The sequence below is a fragment of the Burkholderia sp. AU33545 genome, assembly GCF_020419685.1.
GTDB classification, from domain to species: Bacteria; Pseudomonadota; Gammaproteobacteria; order Burkholderiales; family Burkholderiaceae; genus Burkholderia; species Burkholderia diffusa.
Genome location: NZ_JAIZRQ010000001.1, coordinates 782,578 through 801,277, shown reverse-complemented (window position 1 = coordinate 801,277; position 18,700 = coordinate 782,578). Strand labels below are relative to the sequence as shown.

Below are 18,700 nucleotides of genomic sequence, written 5' to 3'. Positions count from 1 at the left end.
GATAAAATTACAGGGAATGGAGATATGTGTTTGCAACTTCGCCCGAAGAAAACGACGGCATAGGTACCTGTTTTGAATCAGCGGCTTCAACGTCCCAGGATGAGCAGCGCTCCCTGATCTGTCCTACCGTACCGTTCTCGATACCCGACGAAGTGATGCGAATATACGAGCCACCCACATAGAGTCCAATTTCCTGTGCCGCAGCAATTACAACCTTACCTCCCACACTCTTGATTGAGAGGTCCTTCTGCGACGCCATGTCCAATTCGGCCCCCTGTGCCTGAATTTCCACCCTCCCTTTGGCTGCAAACAGTTTCATCCCAGCGTTCTGCACAAACAGACTTATCTTCTCCGCGACACTCGCCACCAGCGACTTTCGACTGGCGATAAATGTACTCTGCCCGCTGACGAAATTGGTTTGCTGATCGCTCGCGATATGCACCGATTGCGGCGTCGATAACGCAATCCCCAATGGACTTGCGAACAACATGACGGGGGTCTTGAACGCGTTCGCGCTGCCCATGCCACCGTCTCCGGTCCTGCCACCTGATTGCGAGCCCTGTACGGTGCCCTGAGTCGCGTTGGTAAATGTCTTCAACGCCTCGCGGCCAGCACCGAGACTTTCCGCTTGGTGTTGCTGGCTCACCTGCGACATAGCCTCAATGGCGCCCTCAGCCCCAGTGAGCTGTTGCTGCGCCTCACTCACATCGAGTTGCTGGCTATTTACCTGTTTCTGATACGTAGTGACGTACAGCCCCTGCGCGGCACGTACGGCACCAGACAAGTCCGTCTTCAAGTCGAAGCCTGAACCAAGAATTGCACCGCGTGTGTTGCCGTTTTGCTCGATCAGATATCCGAGGTGAAGCAAGCTGTTCCCTGTACTGCTGAACAATCTGGCTCGATTCTGTCCTGTCGCATCGTCAAGGACCATCTCGTTATAACCGCTCCCCAAATACTCCTTCGAACGGTAGCCGGACAAGATGCCGTTGCTATGCCATTGCGGCTGAACGCTACCGTTGTAGACACGATGCAGGACTATAGGCCTATCACAATCTCCGCCTATGTAGCCCACTAGGACTTCCTCACCGACTCTCGGAACGTGCACGCTTCCGTAGCCGCCGCCCGTGTCTGACTGCGCGACTCTCACCCAGCACGAGGCATTTGCGTTACCTGAGTTCTGTCGGTCCCAAACGAACATGACCTTTACGCGATTCAGTGCATCCGTGTACACCTCTTCGCCCTGCGGCCCAACGACGATTGCCGTCTCTAACTCCATCGTTGGCTTCTTGTGCTCGAACGGGCTCCTATACGGAACCGTCACGCGCTGCGCCTCGACTTCGACTAGATAAAAACCTGCCGAGCCGTCTTCGTGAGTGACGACCTCTCCCGTTTGTTCGAACTTCGCCTGTGCTAGTTCACTCTGCAAGCTATACGGAAAGTTCGCTTCGTGATTCGATAACGGCAGGTTGTTCTCAATGTACCGACGCACTTTGATCGCAGCGAATTCTCGCTGCCCGGCTTGATCATGATCGTGCTCAGGATGGCCCGTCAGTATGAATCGACGGCCGGCATCGATAGTCCGAACACCTCCGATACCAAGGAATCGCTTTGCCCTCGACTCCCATTCTTCTAGGTGAATCCTCGAAAGATGCTCACCGCGATCCTGGTTCAAATACGTGTAGGCACCGGTATATTCGTAGACTTCAGCCTGCTCAGGTAAATTTCCTTGACCGGCCATCGTCGGCAACGTCGTACCTTTGGGATTGGCCAGCGAGGACGGCGCCTTATAGTCAAACGTGCGCGTCGTGTACACGGTACTCTGCAACGTCCGCGACCCTGCCCATTGCGTAAATGCGCCCGTTTCGTTACTTGTGCCCGACCTCGAGAATCCGACCTGTTTGGGCGAGACCTCATCAAGCGAGTAAATGTCGTCGGTCACGACGAACCTATGCGACTTCCCCTCGTTGTCCTGACGCCAAAAGCCGAACAAGCCTTCTTCTTCCATCAATCGATGGACAAAATTCCAGTCCGTCTCACTCTGACGGCAGTACGAGCGCGAGGGTACCGACAACGCGCGGTACGCATCGGCGTTCGACGGTGCGATGAGCACATAGTCGTCAACGTACCGGAACCACCGGATTTCGCTGACGGTCATCCGCTGATCGAACGGATTCAGGAATAGTTCAGCCAGTGCGCGCGACGCTTGGCCGCCGACAGGAAGCCCGAACGAGCGGCCCGCCGAAAATTTCCCTAGTAGCGCGGTGATCTGGTTGCCAACCCGGCCGTCAGGAAAAAGGTCGTTGATTGAGTTTTGAACTTAATGATGCGAAACATGCTCATAGAAGCTGGAAACGTCGGTCTGAACAACTATCGCATCGTCAGGCAGGCTGCGAGCCTCAGCAACGGTAGCCTCTCGGAACGATCGCCACGAGAAGCTTCTGTCAAACAACTCCTCGGTGCCGTCGCGCCGGAAGCGGTATGAACGCGCGTGAGGGTCACGTTGGTCTTCAAGCGCATTCGCTATTGCAACACCCAGGCCGTTGAAGTAGACGGACCAGAAAGGATCATCCCTTACCACGGGTACCACGCCCTCCTGGAGTCCGACATCGTCAATTTTCTGTCCCAGAAAGCGAAAATTCAGATAATCCATACGGCGCACCGTATTCGACAATCGATTCCAAAATGTTCGAGCCAGCCTCGGAAATTATCTCCGACATATATTTCGATTTTCCCGAGTTTACGTATGCAAGATGTGCGACATGACCAATTACCATGGTCATAAATACAAGTGCATTCAGACCAGCAGGGTTGCCTCTAAATAGGGACTCCTGCATCCACGGATTCTCAGTTTCATCTGCATCAAGGTAGAACGCCAAGCTTTCCGGGGTGATAGGCTTGCCATCCAACCAATCTTTACAAGCAACCAAGGCGCGCTCGCACAATTTAAAACTCTCCGGATGCGATGCCTTGATCGTCTCGTTTGCGCGGTTTGCCATCGCAAGCAGTGAAATAATTCGTTTCTCCCACGGCATAGCCATCAGCTTATTTACGATATCAGTTAGCAATCTTTCCTCCGCGAACCACAATGGTTGTACGTCCGGGCATTGCATTTCCGCCAACTGCAGAAATCCTTACCGTCAAATTTGGATACCGATTACTAAATTGTTGAACCACACCACTCAAATCCGAAGACCCTGTCAATCCGGTAGTGCATTTATTGCAAACGCCGCTCATATTTGAAATCTGCACATCAAGGGTCTTTCCGGCCAAATCAGCACTCTTCAATCCACTCGAATCAATTTGCTGCGCCACTCTATTAAAGAGGTCTTCCTCAGCATAACGCGTAAACAGAGGGTTTTCGTCAAGGGCATCGGCCTAGTGTCGAGTACGGAGAACTACATGACGCTGCTCAATATTCCGGTCGAAGCGCACCCCGTAACACTCACTGCCAGCACCAGCAGTACAACCCGACCTGCGATCGTTCGGGGCATGTCGTTCTCCTTCTCCGTCGGTCAAACCTCCGTATACGATGCCGACTGTGACGCCACCAGTTTCGGCGGAATCGGACATGCGCACGGACAGAGGTCGTCACTCAGCGCCGACTGTCGGCAATCCGGTCCGGTGCTCGAATGACGTGGGCCGTCGCCCTCGATCACGCCGAGTGTCTTGCACACCGGGCACCATACCGGATCGTGTTCATACGCTTGTTCGCGGTCGTGCAGCATGTCTTGTCCGTCACCACCCTGCACGATGCCTCCGACTGTCGTCGCGTCACCCTTCACTATGTCGTAGCGTCGCATGTCGCCTCCGCTCAGACTGCGCCAGGCCGCAGTCGCAGGCTGTTCAGCAGTGTGTCCCACGTTTGCAGCGCACCAGCCTCGTCCACCGGCGAACTTGCCTGGTCGGGCGACAGGTCGGGACTGGGTGCGCCTAAGAGCAATTGAATCGCCGTATGTGGCTTCGCCAACGTACTCGGATCACCTGGCGCGAGCAGATAGAAACGGTACGACGTAATCTCGCCTTCCTTCAACGCGAACAGCACTTCCTCGGCAACCATCCCGGCCACCGTGCGCTTGCCCTGCCGCAGAATGCGATAGCTCCCGCTCGATATCTGATCCATCTTCGCGCGCAGATCAGGCAACGTCTTGGTCAGTGGCGATTTCTGGTCGCCGGTTACCGATTCGCGCATCTGGATCACGAGCAGCGCTGGCCGCCCCGGCATCAACGCGAACGACTGGCTGACCTCCTCGGAGAAGGTCGACGAACCCGTGGCTATGCCGCCGTCAAAGCAGAACCCCGACTCGGTCGGCACCGACCAATTGTCACGTGCCTTGATGCGCCGATAGAGGTCCGTGTAAACAGGTTCAAACTTGTCCAAACCGGTCGAACCAAATGACCCGGTTGTATGGAATAACGTGTTGTTTTCGTAGATATAACCCTCCGTATCGAAAGGTAATTTTACACCTTCCGTATACGCATCCACGTAAGCAAATACCTTTGCATTTGCTCTTGGAGAGATTTCTCTTTCCAGCCATACGTGATTCAATTTGTTATTATTTCCGGGGTCGATTCTTTTTTCCGTCTTTAATTTTTTCTCCAAACCTCCGACTTTTGTCTGATATGTAGCAATAGCAACATTGTGTTGTGTCTCCAGCTTATCCCCCCAAAACCCATATCGTTGATTCGTGAGTTCGCTCGTCGCAGGTCGATTGAACACGAAGCGTCCGACACACCACGGGCGCGGTTTGGACAGCAGAGGATTCGTCATCGTCGGTTCCACAGAAAAACTGATCGAACAGGCGCAGATGCCCACTACAAAAAACAGCAATCGTCCAATACGTGTCAGCATTGCGGCTCCTTTGCATCTTGTGCGATTTGCACGATACTGTAGAGCAACGCCCAGCGAGTCCACGGCTGGTTGTAGCTTTCCTGATGCACGTAGCCCCCTTGGTCAAATACCACTTGTACACCGTGGGCCGCTCCACCATTTACACCGTAAGCAGGAGCTTCGGCCGACCAGACCGGCACGGTACCCTCACCTGGGATGATCCCGTTCTTCTTAGGATCGGGGACTTTGCTGTCAGGCGGTAGCTTAGGCTGTTTCTGAACCTCGAATTCGATGGTGACGTTGCGCGAATCCAAGTGCACGCGTAGCGTGCCGCTGTGCGTATCGTGCAAGATCCGCGCGGCGCTCAGTTCCTCCGCCGTTACCCTGCGGGCACGTTTCCCTTCCAGATCACCGTGCCCCATGCCAACAAATCGGTCAGCTTCTTGCCTTTCTCGATTGTGGGTTTGCCGTGATTGTCGCCCGATTCGGTTGCTCCCTTGGGTTTCAACTCCCCATCCCCGTAAGCCACATACGTATTATCGTAGTAGGCGCACTTTATATTGGTTTGATTCTCAACCACCTTTTTCATTACCTTGCTGAAATTCTCAGATACGGTGGACTTTATTGGGTTAGCGTACGAGTCGTACCTGGATGATTCCTGCCGGGTCGAGCAACGATGTCGACTGCTCCGGCACCAAGCCGTACCATTTCGAATTGGTATAAATCTGCGCATATGCGCTCCCATCTTTCGGAAACTCCATCACCGGTGTGCCATCGAGCCGTGCAAAAATCCACCATGCCTCACCGTTGTGATAATCCGGCATCGGCAGCAACTCGAGCGCCTCCGGTGCATTCGCGGCCGCCGCCACAAATTCGTTCGCATTACGCCCGAGCAGGGCACCATTGATGAAACCGTCTATCGAACCCTCGCTTCCACCGCCGGTACGGAACCGCTTCGCCGCGATCGGCGCCCCGGTCGCCGGCAGCACGTTGTGGAATACTCCCTGCCCCGTGCATGGCAATCGCAATCCGAGCCACCAACCCGCCCATCGAGTGCGTCAGGATAATCGCCTTGCCGCCATGCTTGCCACGAGCCCATCGTGCGGCGCAGGTCATGCAACCGGAGATTGGCGATGCCAGCCATATCGAGGATGATCCTCCATGCCTTCTTCGGTGACACGAGATGTCCCGCCTCGCCAGAACCTGGAAACACGAACGGCGAGTCCCCTCGCTCTTTATCCCGCGCCCGCAGAATAGCCACCACATCAGGAACCAGCGGAACGCTTTGCGGCGTTCCATTTTTTGTATCCGGGATACGCCACTCCGCTCGGTCGGGATCACCTGTTCCCAACGCATCGCAAGAACATTCCTCTGCGCGCGCCAGTCTGCAGGCTGACCAAGATGTAGTCCAGCACCGTGGCATTCGGATATGCCAGCACCTGCTCGAAGAACTTCGGCAGTTCGTCCGGCTGCAGGAAGCGATCCCGGCTGACTTCGCTATGTTTGCGGATACCGTGGCATGGATTGATCTGGTTCCAGATTCCCCATTCGATCGCCTTGCCAAAGATACTGCTGACAAGCGCAAGCACCCGGCTCGCCATCACCTTGTGATCCTTGCTGATCTTGATGAACAGTTGAGCAACTGTCGCCGTCGTGATTTCCGATAGCTGCCGCGACGCGAGGTTGATACCGTCCCCATTACTCGAAAGGTATTCCTCGAATTTCTGCTTGTCTTCCGCTGCCGTCTTTTTGTGCGGAACGCTGCGATTCTCGTAGTACTGGTCAAACAGCTCGCCAAAAGTCATCTCCGCGCGACGGGCACGCTTCAGCTCGGCTGGATTCGTCCCACCGGCGATGTCTGCGATCAGGGTCAGAGCGTGCGTCCTCGCCTTATCAACCGTCAGATCGGGATAGCGCCCAATCTTGATTCGGTCTGACTTACGATTGACTTTCCGATAGAGAATGAACGTCTTGACGCCGCTCGGGCCGATGCCGATCGCGAGACCACTCACCTTCGTGTCGTTGTAATACTTCCAGCCCTTCTCTGGCATCGGCAACGCTTCGATCCAGCGTTGTGGGTCGGAACAGCAAATCGCAATGAGCTTAAGTTCCACATCAAATCAATGATTTATAACTTCCATCGATCGCCAGCGACGTTGAAAAATAGTAGGGACACCCGATTTGGAATCAGAGGGTCGTAGGTTCGAATCCTATCGCTCCGACCACGAGATACACGATAAGGGTTGCAAGCCATCGCGCTTGCAGCCCTTTTTCGTTTGGTCCGCCGCCCGCTTGCGCCACCGGTGCCGTACCGCCCGCAGCCCGCGCACGAAAATTGCGGGAACACGCGATAATGTCCGCGACCAACCCGCAATCGCGCATGAAAAACCACGTTTTCAAGACTGCCCTGCTCGGCGTGCTGCTCGCAATCGGCACCCTCGGCGCGTCCGGCGTCGCATCGGCCAAGTCGCTCGATGATGCGCTCGACTGCCATTCGAACGGCCACAAGTTCGTCGCGCCGCTGCTCGCGGCAGGTGACATCCAGTCGGAGCCGATGCACGTCGAATCGAATTCGGTGAACGCATTCCGCACGAATCATCCGCTGACCGCCTACGGCTTCGGCGTCTATGTCGTGCTCGGCTACCAGGCGAACGATCCGATTTTCCAGCCCGGCGATGGCACGCCGATCGGCAACTGGGCATACGGCGTCGTGGTGCGCGGCACGAAGAACGCGGTCGAGCAGGCCGTGCGCAAGGCCGGCAGCGACGCGACCGTCAAGCAGGCATTCCCGTTCCTGACCGCGATCGTGTGCTCGGACTGAGCGCATCGCAAGGGCAGCCTGGCGGCGCGAGCGCGCCGCCGTCGTGCCGGCGCGTCACGCGCCCGTATAAACCACGCGGTACGGAATACCGACCTTCTCCCACTCGGCCGCTTCCTGGCTGAGGCTGTAGTCGGTCAGCGGGTTCTGCTCGACCCATGCGCCCGGCAGGCGCACTTCATACCCGCCCTTCTTCATCTGCGACACGGAAATGTCCGGCAGCCCGGCATCGGTCCGGCGCCGGCACAGCAGCGCCGCGAGCCGCAGGCAGAACAGCAGCGGCCATTCGACGTCGCGCGCCTGCGACAGCTTGCCGAGCTTGCCCGCATGCCCGAGCACGAGCGCGGCAAGGCGCGCCTGGTCGGTGCGCGAGAAACCCGGCATGTCGGCGTTGCTCGCGATATAGGCGGAATGCTTGTGATACGAGCTGTGCGAGATCGACAGGCCGATCTCGTGCAACGCGGCGGCCCAACCGAGGAACATCCTGCCTTCCTCGCGTTCTTCGTCGTCGGATTCGTCGAGCTCGTCGTAGAACCGCACCGCGAGCGCACCGATGCGCCCGGCCTGCGCGCGATCGACGCCGTAGCGGCGCGTGAAGCCCTCGACGGTCACCGCGCGCATGTCCTCGTGCTGGGTCCGGCCGAGCAGGTCATACAGCACGCCGAGACGCAGCGCGCCGTCGGTGGTATCGACGTAGTCGACCCCCAGCTCCTCGAATACCGCAAGCATGATCGCGAGGCCGCCGGCGAGCACCGGCACGCGATCGGGCTTCAGCGCGATCAGCTTCAGCCGGTTCACGTTCTCGGACTTGATCAGCGCGCGCTTCAGGCGTTCGAGCCCGCCGCGTGAAATGCCGTGCGTGATGCCCGCGTCGTTGAAGCCGTTCGCCTCGACGAGCTCGGCGAGCGCACGCGCCGTGCCGGACGAACCGATCGCCTGGTCCCATCCGGCCTTCTTGTACTCGCTGGAAATGATCTGGATCTCGCGCTTGGCCGCGAGTTCGGCCTGCCGCATCGTGTATTCGTCGACGTTGCCGGCCGGGAAGAACGCGCGGCTATGGCTCACGCAGCCGATGTAGAGGCTCTCCATCACGATCGGCGTGTAATGCGAGCCGATGATGAATTCGGTCGAGCCACCGCCGATGTCGACGACGAGCCGCTTGCCGGCGCTCGCCGGCACCGAATGTGCGGCGCCCGCATAGATCAGACGCGCCTCTTCGCGGCCCGCGATCACTTCGATCGGAAAACCAAGCGCCGCTTCGGCCTCGCCGAGAAATTCGCCCGCATTCTTCGCGACGCGCAGCGTGTTGGTCGCCACCGCGCGCACATGATCGGGATGGAAATCGCGCAGGCGCTCGCCGAACCGCTTGAGCGCCTCCCAGCCACGCTCCTGCGACGCGCGATCGAGCATCTTGTCGCTCGACAGGCCCGCGGCCAGTCGAACGGGCTCGCGCAGCGCATCGACGGGATAGATCTGGCTGCCCGCCGGCGTTTCCTCGACGCGCCCGACGATCAGCCGAAAGCTGTTCGAGCCGAGATCGACGGCAGCCAGCAAGTGGGGGGATGTAACCATCAGAAGGGGGCTCCGTGCGCGTTCGCCCGCGGCAGCCGGCCGGCCACGCTGGGCGATCAATCAAAGGCGACATTTTAAGCGTGGAACGCTTGCCGTTGCCACGCTTCACGGGCATGTACACGGGTAGATTGTATATGGCCGAAACATTTATGAGACAAAATGGTTCAGGCGTAGAATTTCCCGATATAAATACATTATCGTCATCAGCACGTCATCGTACCGTGAGAGTTTCCGAGCGTCCTTTCGAATCATCGCCTGAATCACCCCCTACTCTGCCGATGTCCGTCCGCTATCCGCTTCTCAATCGTGAACTCGGCATCCTCGGTTTCAACGAGCGCGTGCTGGCCCAGGCGGCTGACCCGCAGATTCCGTTGCTCGAGCGACTCCGCTTCATCTGCATCACGAGCAGCAACCTCGACGAATTTTTCGAAGTCCGGATGGCCGGCCTTCAGGAACAGATCCGCGACAACCCGGGCGCACTGACCCCCGACGGCATGTCGCTGCAGCACGCTTACGACCTCGTCGTCGAGCGCGCGCAACGGCTCGTGCACCGCCAGTACACGATGCTGCACGATACCGTGCTGCCCGCGCTCGAACAGGAAGGCATCTACTTCCACGCGAGCGACACGTGGAACGAAGAGCAGCTCGAATGGGCGCGCCGCTACTTCCTCGATGAACTGCTGCCGGTGCTGACGCCGATCGGCCTCGATCCCGCGCACCCGTTCCCGCGCGTGCTGAACAAGAGCCTGAACTTCGTCGTCGAGCTCGAGGGCCGAGACGCGTTCGGCCGCCAGGCGGTGATGGGCATCGTGCAGGCGCCGCGCGCGCTGCCGCGCGTCGTGCGCATGCCGCAGGCGCTGTCGGGCTTCGAGCACGGCTTCGTGCTGCTCAGCTCGTTCATGCAGCGCTTCGTCGGCGAACTGTTCCCGCAACTGGTCGTGAAGAGCTGCAACCAGTTTCGCATCACGCGCAACAGCGAGCTCTTCGTCGACGAGGACGAAATCACCAACCTGCGCGTCGCGCTGCAGGGCGAGCTGCCCGCGCGCCACCTCGGCAACGCGGTACGGCTCGAGGTGTCGGCCGATACGCCGGCGCATATCGTTCGGCGCCTGCTCGAGGAAAGCCTGCTCAGCGAGAAGGACTGCTATCGCGTGGCCGGCTCCGTGAACCTCGTGCGGCTGATGCAGATCCCCGATCTCGTCGATCGCCCCGACCTGAAGTTCGCGCCGTTCGCCGCGTCGATCCCGCCCGCGATCGTCAACGCGCCGACGATGTTCGACGCGATCGACGACGGCGACATCCTGCTGCACCATCCGTACGAAAGTTTCCAGCCGGTGCTCGAACTGCTGCAGCAGGCCGCGAAGGACCCGAGCGTCGTCGCGATCAAGCAGACGATCTACCGCACCGGCACCGATTCGCCGTTGATGGACGCGCTGATGGAAGCCGCGCGCAACGGCAAGGAAGTGACCGTCGTCGTCGAGCTGCTCGCGCGCTTCGACGAGGAAACCAACATCAACTGGGCGTCGCAGCTCGAAGCCGTCGGCGCGCACGTCGTGTACGGCGTGGTCGGCCACAAGTGCCACGCGAAGATGATGCTGATCGTGCGGCGCGTCGTGCAGAACGGCAAGGCGTCGCTGCGCCGCTACGTGCACCTCGGCACCGGCAACTATCACCCGCGCACCGCCCGCCTCTACACCGACTTCGGCCTGATGACGGCCGACCAGAAAATCTGCGAGGACGTCCACCACGTCTTCCAGCAACTGACCGGGATCGGCGGCGAGCTCACGCTGCACGAGCTGTGGCAGTCGCCGTTCTCGCTGCATCCGCGCATCATCGAATCGATCCGCGCGGAGATCGACAATGCGCGCGCCGGCAAGCGCGCGCGCGTGGTCGCGAAGATGAACGCGCTGCTGGAGCCGTCGGTGATCGCCGCGCTGTACGAAGCGTCCCAGGCCGGCGTCAAGGTCGACCTGATCGTGCGCGGCGTGTGCGCGCTGAAGCCCGGCGTGCCGGGGCTGTCGGAAAACATCACGGTGCGCTCGATCGTCGGGCGCTTCCTCGAACACCACCGCATCTACTATTTCCACGCGGGCGGCGCCGAGGAGGTCTATCTGTCGAGCGCCGACTGGATGGACCGCAACCTGTTCCGCCGCGTCGAAGTCGCGTTCCCGATCCGCGAGCGCAAGCTGAAGCGCCGCGTGATCGCCGAAGGGCTGTCGGTCTGCCTCGGCGACAACCAGTCGGCCTGGCAGATGCTCAGCGACGGCCACTACCGCCGGCGCCGTGCGGGCAAGACGCTCCGCAACGCGCAGCTCGGGCTGCTCGCGAAGTTCTGTTCGTAGACACGGGACGGCGCGCGGTTTCGCGTGCCGCGCCACCAAACAAAAAAGCACAGCCCGTGGGCTGTGCTTTTTTGTTTGCGGCGTATTTGCGTTGGGATGCCGACGTCAGGCACCCGACTCGCGTCACGCGCTCATGCTTCGAACGCGGCCGGCCGGATCGCGATGATTCGCGAGGCCGGGAAGCGCGCGGTGAACGTGCTGCCGCGCCCCTCCTCGCTCTGCACGTACAGGTGTGAGTCGTGCCGCTGCAGCACGTGCTTGACGATCGCGAGGCCGAGCCCCGTGCCGCCCGTATCGCGCGAGCGGCTGCGGTCGACGCGGTAGAAGCGCTCGGTCAGCCGCGGCAGGTCGGCGGCCGGGATGCCGAAGCCGCTGTCGGTGACCGAGAACACGCCTTGCGCGCCCTCGCGCCGCCACGACACGAAGATCTTGCCACCGTCCGGCGTATAGCGGATCGCATTGGTCACGAGATTCGCGAACGCACTGAACACTTCGGTCTGCGCGCCCGTGACGCCGAGCGTCTCGTCGATCGTGAACGTAATCTCGTGATGCCCGTTCGACAGCGTCTGCGCATCCTCCTTCAGATGGTCGAACACGGCACGCATGTCGATCGCGTGATCCATCGGCGGCTTGCTTTCGCCCTCGAGCTTCGCGAGCACCAGCAGATCGGTGACGATGTGCCGCATCCGCGACGCCTGCTGCTCCATCATCTCGAGATAGCGCGCGCGATCTTCCTCGTTCAGCGGCAGTTCGCGCATCGTCTCGAGGAAGCCCGACAGCACGGTGAGCGGCGTCTTCAGTTCGTGCGACACGTTCGCGACGAAGTCGCGCCGCATCGCGTCGGTGCGCTCGAGCTCCGTGATGTCCTGCGTGAGCAGCAGCTTGCGGTTCTCGCCGTACGGAAACACCTGCACTTCCAGCACGTTCTGCCGCGAGTCGCCCATCCCGCGCATCACGAGCGTCTCGTCGTAATGCTGCGCGTTCAGGTAGCGCACGAATTCCGGATGACGAACCAGGTTCGTGATGTGCTGGCGCAGGTCGCGCTTCGCATCGAGGCCGAAATGCACCTCGGCGATCGCGTTGCACCACTCGATCTGGTCATGGTCGTCGAGCATCGCGACGCCGTTCGGCGACGCCTGGATCGCCTGGATGAAGCGCGAATGCTGCTGCTCGACCTGCCGCACCTGCGCATGCCACTGCTTCGCGAGCTTGTGCAGCCGGTAGTAGATTTCACCCCAGATGCCCGGCGCGCTCGGCACCTCGCCGTAGACGGGCGCATCGAGCAGACGCCACAGGCGTTGCGTATGGAAGGTACTGAAGAAGCCCTGCGCGACCAGCATCACGACCGCGAACCCGAGGCCCGCGATCGGGCCGGCGAACACGCCGACCAATACGCTGATCAGCACGAGCAGCACGAGCGACACGAGAAAGCGCGCCCAGATGATGTTCATGTTTCAGCGCCCGAAAGAATGAACGGCATGCCGTGGCACACGGCATGTCCGGATACGTTACGCGTGCTTGGCGAGCCGGTAGCCGCTGCCGCGCACGGTCTCGATCATCGCATCGCAACCGGCCGGTTTCAAGGCCGCGCGCAATCGTTTGATATGGACGTCGACGGTACGTTCTTCGACGAACACGTGATCGCCCCAGACCTGATCGAGCAGTTGCGTGCGGCTGTGCACGCGCTCCGGATGCGTCATGAAGAAATGCAGCAGGCGGAATTCGGTCGGGCCGAGATCGAGCTTGATCTCGCTGCCGTCGCCGTGCGCGGCGACCCGATGCGTGGCCGGATCGAGGCGCAGCCCGTTGATCGACACGACGTCCTCGGTCAGCTGCGGCGCGCGACGGCGCAGCACGGCCTTGATCCGCGCCATCAGTTCCTTCGGCGAGAACGGCTTCGTCACGTAGTCGTCCGCGCCGATCTCGAGGCCGAGCACCTTGTCCTGCTCGTCGCCACGCGCGGTCAGCATGATGATCGGGATGTGCTTGGTCCGTTCGTTGTTGCGCAGGTCGCGCGCAAACGCAATGCCGGACTTGCCCGGCAGCATCCAGTCGAGCAGCACGAGGTCGGGCAGCACGTCGCTGATCAGGTTCTGCGCCTGCTCGGCGTTGTACGCGCGAATCGGGCAGTGACCGGCATGCTGGAGATTCACCGAGATCAGTTCGGAAATCGCGGGCTCATCTTCGACGACGAGAATGTTGCTGGGCATCGGCACCTCTGTTCTTCCTTACGGAGTCGATTAACTGTTGGCTTCGCGATCGAGCGTGTCGCGCGGCTGGTGCCGCACGTCGGTGCCCTTCACGATGTAGATGATGAATTCGGCGATGTTCTTCGCGTGGTCGCCGATCCGTTCGATCGCCTTCGCGATGAACAGGTACTCGAGGCCGACCGAGATCGTGCGCGGGTCTTCCTGCATGTACGACACGAGCTTGCGCAAGAACGCGCGGAATTCGAGGTCGATTTCCTTGTCGTCCTTGACGATCTGCGCGGCCGCTACCGTATCGAGGCGCGCGAATGCGTCGAGTGCGCGGCGCAGGATCGTCACGGCCATCTCGCCCGACACCTTGATCTCGGCGATGTTCACCGCACGCGCGGCCGGCTCGTCGATCAGGCGGCGCACGCGTTTCGCGATCTTCTCGGCCTCGTCGCCGGCGCGCTCGAGGTTCGTAATCGTTTTCGAAATCGACATCAGAAGACGCAGATCGCGCGCGGCTGGCTGCCTCCGCGCGATGATGTTGCCGCACTCCTGGTCGATGTCGACTTCCATCGCGTTCAGCGTTTCCTCGGCCGCGATCACCTTCTCGGCCGTCTCGCGGTCGAATTCGTTCAGCGCATGCATCGCACCGACGATCTGCGACTCGACGAGTCCGCCCATTTCCAGCACTTTCGACGACACGGCATTCAGGTCCGCGTCGAACTGGCTCGACAGATGTTTATCCGACATGGTTGTGATTCTCCGTCATCAGCCGAAACGGCCGGTGATGTAGTCTTCCGTTTCCTTGCGCACCGGCTTGATGAAGATCTTTTCGGTTTCGCCGAATTCGATCAGTTCGCCCAGGTACATGTAGGCCGTGTAGTCCGAGCAGCGCGCAGCCTGCTGCATGTTGTGCGTGACGATCACGACCGTGTAGTCGCTCTTCAGCTCCGCGATCAGCTCCTCGATGCGGCCCGTCGAGATCGGGTCGAGCGCCGAGCACGGCTCGTCGAGCAGCAGCACTTCCGGACGGATCGCGATACCGCGCGCGATGCACAGACGCTGCTGCTGGCCGCCGGACAGCCCGTAGCCGCTCTGGTTCAGCTTGTCCTTCACTTCGTTCCACAGCGCGGCCTTCGTCAGCGCCCACTCGACGCGATCGTCCATCTCCGAGCGCGTGAGCTTCTCGAACATCTTCACGCCGAACGCGATGTTGTCGTAGATCGACATCGGGAACGGGGTCGGCTTCTGGAACACCATGCCGATCCGCGCGCGCAGCAGCGAAATGTCGCGCTTGGTGGTCAGCAGGTTCTCGCCGTCCATCAGGATTTCGCCTTCGGCGCGCTGCTCCGGATAGAGCGCGTACATCTTGTTGAACGTGCGCAGGAGCGTCGACTTGCCGCAACCCGACGGACCGATGAACGCCGTCACCTTCCCTTCGGGAATGCGCAGGTTGATGTTCTTCAGCGCGTGGAACTTGTTGTAGAAGAAGTTGAGGTTGTTGACCTCGATCTTCGCGTTCAGCGGCGCCAGCGGACGGCCATGTGCCGCATCTTGCGTGCCGGCGGGCGCAGCGGTGCGCTCGACGGGATTCAGGTGGCTTTCTGCCATATTCATCGGATTGCTCCGCCGTTACTTTTTCGAGAAGATCGAGCGCGCCAGGATGTTGAGTCCGAGCACCCCGAGCGTGATCAGGAACACGCCCGCCCATGCGAGCGACTGCCATTCGGCGAACGGGCTCATCGCGAACTTGTAGATCGTCACGGGCAGGTTCGCCATCGGCTGGCTCATGTCCCACGAGAAGAACTGGTTCGACAGCGCGGTGAACAGCAGCGGCGCCGTTTCGCCGGCGATCCGCGCGATGGCGAGCAGCACGCCCGTGATGATGCCGCCCACCGATGCGCGCAGCGTGATCTTCAGCACCATTCGCCACTTCGGCGTGCCGAGCGCGAAGGCTGCTTCGCGCAGCGCGTTCGGCACGAGCTTCAGCATGTTCTCGGTCGTGCGGATCACGATCGGGATCTGCAGCAGCGCAAGTGCGATCACGCCGGCCCAGCCCGAGAAGCGCCCCGACTTCGCGACGACGATCGCGTACACGAACAGGCCGATGACGATCGACGGCGCCGACAGCAGGATGTCGTTGATGAAGCGGATCGTGCCCGCCAGCAGGTTCTTCTGGCCGTATTCGGCGAGATAGACGCCCGCGAGGATGCCGATCGGCGTGCCGACCAGCGTGCCGAAACCGCACAGCAGCAGGCTGCCGACGATCGCGTTCGCCAGACCGCCGCCTTCCGTGTTCGGTGCCGGCGTCGATTCGGTGAACAGCTGCAGCGACAGGCCGCCGATGCCGAGATGCACCGTGGTGTAGAGAATCCATACAAGCCACAGCAGGCCGAACGCCATTGCAGCGAGCGACGCGGTCAGCGCGATCGCGTTGGTCACCTTGCGCTTGCGCTGCAGGCGGTTGCGCATCGCGTCGAGCGCGGCGCCGTTCGGCCCCGGGAAATTCATGACGGGCTCGCTCATTTCTTGCCCTCTCCTTTCTCGAGACGAAGCAGCAGCAGTTTGGAGATGGACAGCACGATGAACGTGATCACGAACAGGATCAGGCCCAGCTCCATCAGCGCGGACGTATGCAGGCCCGGTTGCGCTTCCGCGAATTCGTTCGCGAGCGCCGACGTGATGCTGTTGCCCGGCGCGAACAGCGACACGCTGTCGAGCAGGTTGGTGTTGCCGATCACGAAGGTCACGGCCATCGTTTCGCCGAGCGCGCGGCCGAGGCCGAGCATCACCCCGCCGATTACGCCGGTCTTCGTGTAGGGCAGCACGACCTTCCACATCACTTCCCACGTCGTGCAGCCGATCCCGTAGGCCGATTCCTTCAGCAGCACGGGCGTGACTTCGAACACGTCGCGCATCACCGATGCGATGTACGGGATGATCATGATCGCGAGGATCACGCCGGCGGCGAGAATGCCGATGCCGATCGGCGGGCCCGCCGTCAGCGGACCGAGCACCCACACGTCCTTGAACAGACGGCCGATCGGCTTCTGGAAGTATTCAGCGAAGATCGGCGCGAACACGAGCAGGCCCCACATGCCGTACACGATCGACGGAATCGCGGCGAGCAGCTCGATCGCGATGCCGAGCGGGCGACGCAGCCACACGGGCGACAATTCGGTAAGGAACAATGCGATGCCGAAGCTGACCGGCACCGCGATGACGAGTGCGATGATCGACGTCACGATCGTGCCGTAGATCGGCACCACTGCACCGTAGATATCCGAGTTCGGATCCCACTCGGTTTGCAACAAGAAGCCGAGGCCGAACTTCTGGATGGTCGGCATCGACGCAATGATCAGGGAAACGATGATCCCACCCAGCAGCAGCAGGGTCACGATCGCGGCGAGCCGTGCGAGGCCGCCGAACAGAACGTCTCCGAGACGACTCGGCGCGCGTTGCTGCGGGACATCGGACCGGGAAGACGTGTAGGAAATATCAGACATGGGCGCCTGTTCTGGATCGCCGGGCGCCGTGACGCCCAGCCTTACCGCACACACTGCCCGGCCGGCACGGCCGGGCAGCGAACCGCTGGATTGCTTACTCTGCGGCGACCGGCTTGCCCGATGCGTCCGTCACCTTCGTCTTCCACTGCTTGCGGATTTCCGTCTCGACCGACGACGGCAGCGAGATGTAGTCGAGGCTGTCGGCTGCCTTCTCGCCGTTCTTGAACGCCCAGCTGAAGAACTTCAGCGTTTCGGCGCCCTGCTCCGGCTTGTCCTGCTTCGCGTGCAGCAGCACGAACGTCGCGCCGACGACCGGCCATGCTTCCTTGCCCGGCTGGTTCGTCAGGATCTGGTAGAACGACTTCGACCAGTTCGCGCCAGCAGCAGCAGCCTTGAACGTTTCGGTCTTCGGCTCGACCACCGTGCCCGTCGAGTTCTTCAGGGCCGTGTAGGTCATGTTGTTCTTCTTCGCGTACGCCCACTCGACGTAGCCGATCGCGCCCGGCAGGCGCTGCACGAAAGCCGCGACGCCGTCGTTGCCCTTGCCGCCCGTGCCCGTCGGCCAGTTGACCGTCGTGCCTTCGCCGATCTTCGACTTCCACTCGTCGTTGACCTTCGACAGGTAGTTCGTCCAGATGAAGCTCGTGCCCGAGCCGTCAGCGCGGCGAACGACCGCGATGTCCGTATCCGGCAGCTTGACCTTCGGGTTCAGCGCGGCGATCGCCGGGTCGTTCCACTTCTTGATCTTGCCGAGGTAGATGTCGCCGAGCACCGGGCCCGACAGCGTCAGTTCGCCGGCCTTCACGCCCGGCACGTTGACGACCGGCACCACGCCGCCGACCACCGTCGGGAACTGGAACAGGCCTTCCTTCGCGAGCTCTTCATCCTTCAGCGGCGCGTCCGAACCGGCAAAATCGACCGTCTTCGCGTTGATCTGCTTGAGGCCGCCCGACGAACCGATACCCTGGTAGTTCACCTTCGCGCCGCCGGACTGCTGGTAGTCGGCAGCCCATTTCGTATAGATCGGCATCGCGAACGTGCTGCCTGCGCCCGTGATGTCGGCAGCTTGCGCGGCGACTGCGAAAAGCGCGCCAGCCAGGCCGGCAATCGCGGTTTGCATCAATTTCATGAGACCTCCAGTGTGTGAGCGGATGACTACGGCACCGCGAAGGTTAGGGGCTCCTCATGACGATAATGTGACAATCGATGAAACTGGTGTGACAGTAACATGACTGGTTGAAAGGGAGTATCGGGCCCTGTGAGGGCGGCCGCGCAAGGGCAGCGCGGCGGGAATGACGGCAAGAATTACCGGTCAGGAAGGGCTGTTCGGTACCCGCTGATGCGAGGCCCGGGGCGAGACATATGCACCGCACGTGGGGGCAGGAAAACCCATTGCCACAGTCAATGCAATTCAGGGTCGGATGTTTTCCTCCGTCAGA

Annotated in this window: 15 protein-coding genes and 2 pseudogenes; 2 read left to right on the top strand and 15 right to left on the bottom strand. The window is 60.7% G+C overall.

What is annotated here, in order from left to right; all coding sequences use genetic code 11:
* Positions 1–7 precede the first annotated feature (7 nt).
* The 7 genes and pseudogenes from LGM71_RS03690 to LGM71_RS03660 form a co-directional block, all read right to left on the bottom strand.
* Positions 8–2,065 (bottom strand): annotated as a pseudogene (locus tag LGM71_RS03690) (type VI secretion system Vgr family protein); the annotation flags it as partial.
* A gap of 252 nt (positions 2,066–2,317) precedes the next feature.
* On the bottom strand, positions 2,318–2,650 hold the full coding sequence (locus tag LGM71_RS03685; RefSeq protein ID WP_226114034.1) for a hypothetical protein: 333 nt from the start codon (positions 2,648–2,650) through the stop codon (positions 2,318–2,320).
* Complete coding sequence (locus tag LGM71_RS03680) at positions 2,610–3,110, bottom strand: Imm6 family immunity protein (RefSeq protein WP_226114244.1); 501 nt, start codon at positions 3,108–3,110, stop codon at positions 2,610–2,612. The genes LGM71_RS03685 and LGM71_RS03680 overlap by 41 nt, the downstream gene beginning before the upstream one ends.
* Positions 3,111–3,512: 402 nt before the next feature.
* Positions 3,513–3,800, bottom strand: coding sequence for a PAAR domain-containing protein (locus LGM71_RS03675; RefSeq protein WP_226114033.1), 288 nt, complete (start codon positions 3,798–3,800; stop codon positions 3,513–3,515).
* 11 nt (positions 3,801–3,811) lie between these two features.
* Positions 3,812–4,849: a T6SS immunity protein Tli4 family protein gene (locus LGM71_RS03670; protein WP_319000367.1), complete on the bottom strand. Its 1,038-nt coding sequence runs from the start codon at positions 4,847–4,849 to the stop codon at positions 3,812–3,814.
* Positions 4,843–5,911, bottom strand: a pseudogene (locus LGM71_RS03665) (alpha/beta hydrolase); the annotation flags it as partial. The gene LGM71_RS03670 and the pseudogene LGM71_RS03665, both read right to left, overlap by 7 nt.
* A gap of 254 nt (positions 5,912–6,165) precedes the next feature.
* Positions 6,166–6,942, bottom strand: a complete 777-nt coding sequence (locus LGM71_RS03660; protein WP_226114032.1) for an integrase arm-type DNA-binding domain-containing protein — start codon at positions 6,940–6,942, stop codon at positions 6,166–6,168.
* Positions 6,943–7,208: 266 nt separating this feature from the next.
* Between LGM71_RS03660 and LGM71_RS03655 the strand changes: the two genes are divergently transcribed.
* Positions 7,209–7,649, top strand: a complete 441-nt coding sequence (locus tag LGM71_RS03655) for a hypothetical protein (protein ID WP_124626652.1) — start codon at positions 7,209–7,211, stop codon at positions 7,647–7,649.
* Between the two features lie 54 nt (positions 7,650–7,703).
* Here the strand turns inward: LGM71_RS03655 and ppx are convergent, their stop codons facing one another.
* Positions 7,704–9,218, bottom strand: coding sequence for an exopolyphosphatase (gene ppx / locus LGM71_RS03650; protein WP_059603629.1), 1,515 nt, complete (start codon positions 9,216–9,218; stop codon positions 7,704–7,706).
* A 278-nt stretch (positions 9,219–9,496) separates the two neighbouring features.
* Between ppx and ppk1 the strand changes: the two genes are divergently transcribed.
* Complete coding sequence (gene ppk1 / locus LGM71_RS03645; protein ID WP_226114031.1) at positions 9,497–11,560, top strand: polyphosphate kinase 1; 2,064 nt, start codon at positions 9,497–9,499, stop codon at positions 11,558–11,560.
* 131 nt (positions 11,561–11,691) lie between these two features.
* Here the strand turns inward: ppk1 and phoR are convergent, their stop codons facing one another.
* From phoR to pstS, 7 genes are all read right to left on the bottom strand, one after another.
* On the bottom strand, positions 11,692–13,011 hold the full coding sequence (phoR, locus tag LGM71_RS03640; protein ID WP_059603622.1) for a phosphate regulon sensor histidine kinase PhoR: 1,320 nt from the start codon (positions 13,009–13,011) through the stop codon (positions 11,692–11,694).
* Between the two features lie 57 nt (positions 13,012–13,068).
* Positions 13,069–13,770 carry a phosphate regulon transcriptional regulator PhoB gene (gene phoB, locus LGM71_RS03635; RefSeq protein ID WP_006750313.1) on the bottom strand — a complete coding sequence of 234 codons (702 nt, stop codon included), beginning with the start codon at positions 13,768–13,770 and terminating at the stop codon, positions 13,069–13,071.
* Positions 13,771–13,800: 30 nt separating this feature from the next.
* Positions 13,801–14,505: a phosphate signaling complex protein PhoU gene (gene phoU / locus LGM71_RS03630; protein ID WP_226114030.1), complete on the bottom strand. Its 705-nt coding sequence runs from the start codon at positions 14,503–14,505 to the stop codon at positions 13,801–13,803.
* Between the two features lie 18 nt (positions 14,506–14,523).
* Positions 14,524–15,372: a phosphate ABC transporter ATP-binding protein PstB gene (gene pstB, locus LGM71_RS03625; RefSeq protein ID WP_059523444.1), complete on the bottom strand. Its 849-nt coding sequence runs from the start codon at positions 15,370–15,372 to the stop codon at positions 14,524–14,526.
* A gap of 15 nt (positions 15,373–15,387) precedes the next feature.
* Positions 15,388–16,281 (bottom strand): phosphate ABC transporter permease PstA, encoded by an 894-nt coding sequence (gene pstA / locus LGM71_RS03620; RefSeq protein ID WP_059603615.1) that lies wholly within the window; start codon positions 16,279–16,281, stop codon positions 15,388–15,390.
* A complete protein-coding gene (gene pstC / locus LGM71_RS03615; RefSeq protein ID WP_226114029.1) occupies positions 16,278–17,261 on the bottom strand; it encodes a phosphate ABC transporter permease PstC in 984 nt (327 codons plus the stop codon). Before pstC ends, pstA begins: the two co-directional genes overlap by 4 nt.
* Positions 17,262–17,355: 94 nt before the next feature.
* Positions 17,356–18,390, bottom strand: coding sequence for a phosphate ABC transporter substrate-binding protein PstS (pstS, locus tag LGM71_RS03610; RefSeq protein WP_124626659.1), 1,035 nt, complete (start codon positions 18,388–18,390; stop codon positions 17,356–17,358).
* Positions 18,391–18,700 lie beyond the last annotated feature (310 nt).

What these genes read in the sequence shown, in the direction of transcription:
- LGM71_RS03685 (WP_226114034.1), bottom strand. Translation starts at nt 2,650, where the DNA reads ATGGATTATCTGAATTTTCGCTTTCTGGGACAGAAAATTGACGATGTC.
- LGM71_RS03680 (WP_226114244.1), bottom strand. Translation starts at nt 3,110, where the DNA reads ATGCAATGCCCGGACGTACAACCATTGTGGTTCGCGGAGGAAAGATTG.
- LGM71_RS03675 (WP_226114033.1), bottom strand. Translation starts at nt 3,800, where the DNA reads ATGCGACGCTACGACATAGTGAAGGGTGACGCGACGACAGTCGGAGGC.
- LGM71_RS03670 (WP_319000367.1), bottom strand. Translation starts at nt 4,849, where the DNA reads ATGCTGACACGTATTGGACGATTGCTGTTTTTTGTAGTGGGCATCTGC.
- LGM71_RS03655 (WP_124626652.1), top strand. Translation starts at nt 7,209, where the DNA reads ATGAAAAACCACGTTTTCAAGACTGCCCTGCTCGGCGTGCTGCTCGCA.
- ppx (WP_059603629.1), bottom strand. Translation starts at nt 9,218, where the DNA reads ATGGTTACATCCCCCCACTTGCTGGCTGCCGTCGATCTCGGCTCGAAC.
- ppk1 (WP_226114031.1), top strand. Translation starts at nt 9,497, where the DNA reads ATGTCCGTCCGCTATCCGCTTCTCAATCGTGAACTCGGCATCCTCGGT.
- phoR (WP_059603622.1), bottom strand. Translation starts at nt 13,011, where the DNA reads ATGAACATCATCTGGGCGCGCTTTCTCGTGTCGCTCGTGCTGCTCGTG.
- phoB (WP_006750313.1), bottom strand. Translation starts at nt 13,770, where the DNA reads ATGCCCAGCAACATTCTCGTCGTCGAAGATGAGCCCGCGATTTCCGAA.
- phoU (WP_226114030.1), bottom strand. Translation starts at nt 14,505, where the DNA reads ATGTCGGATAAACATCTGTCGAGCCAGTTCGACGCGGACCTGAATGCC.
- pstB (WP_059523444.1), bottom strand. Translation starts at nt 15,372, where the DNA reads ATGAATATGGCAGAAAGCCACCTGAATCCCGTCGAGCGCACCGCTGCG.
- pstA (WP_059603615.1), bottom strand. Translation starts at nt 16,281, where the DNA reads ATGAGCGAGCCCGTCATGAATTTCCCGGGGCCGAACGGCGCCGCGCTC.
- pstC (WP_226114029.1), bottom strand. Translation starts at nt 17,261, where the DNA reads ATGTCTGATATTTCCTACACGTCTTCCCGGTCCGATGTCCCGCAGCAA.
- pstS (WP_124626659.1), bottom strand. Translation starts at nt 18,390, where the DNA reads ATGAAATTGATGCAAACCGCGATTGCCGGCCTGGCTGGCGCGCTTTTC.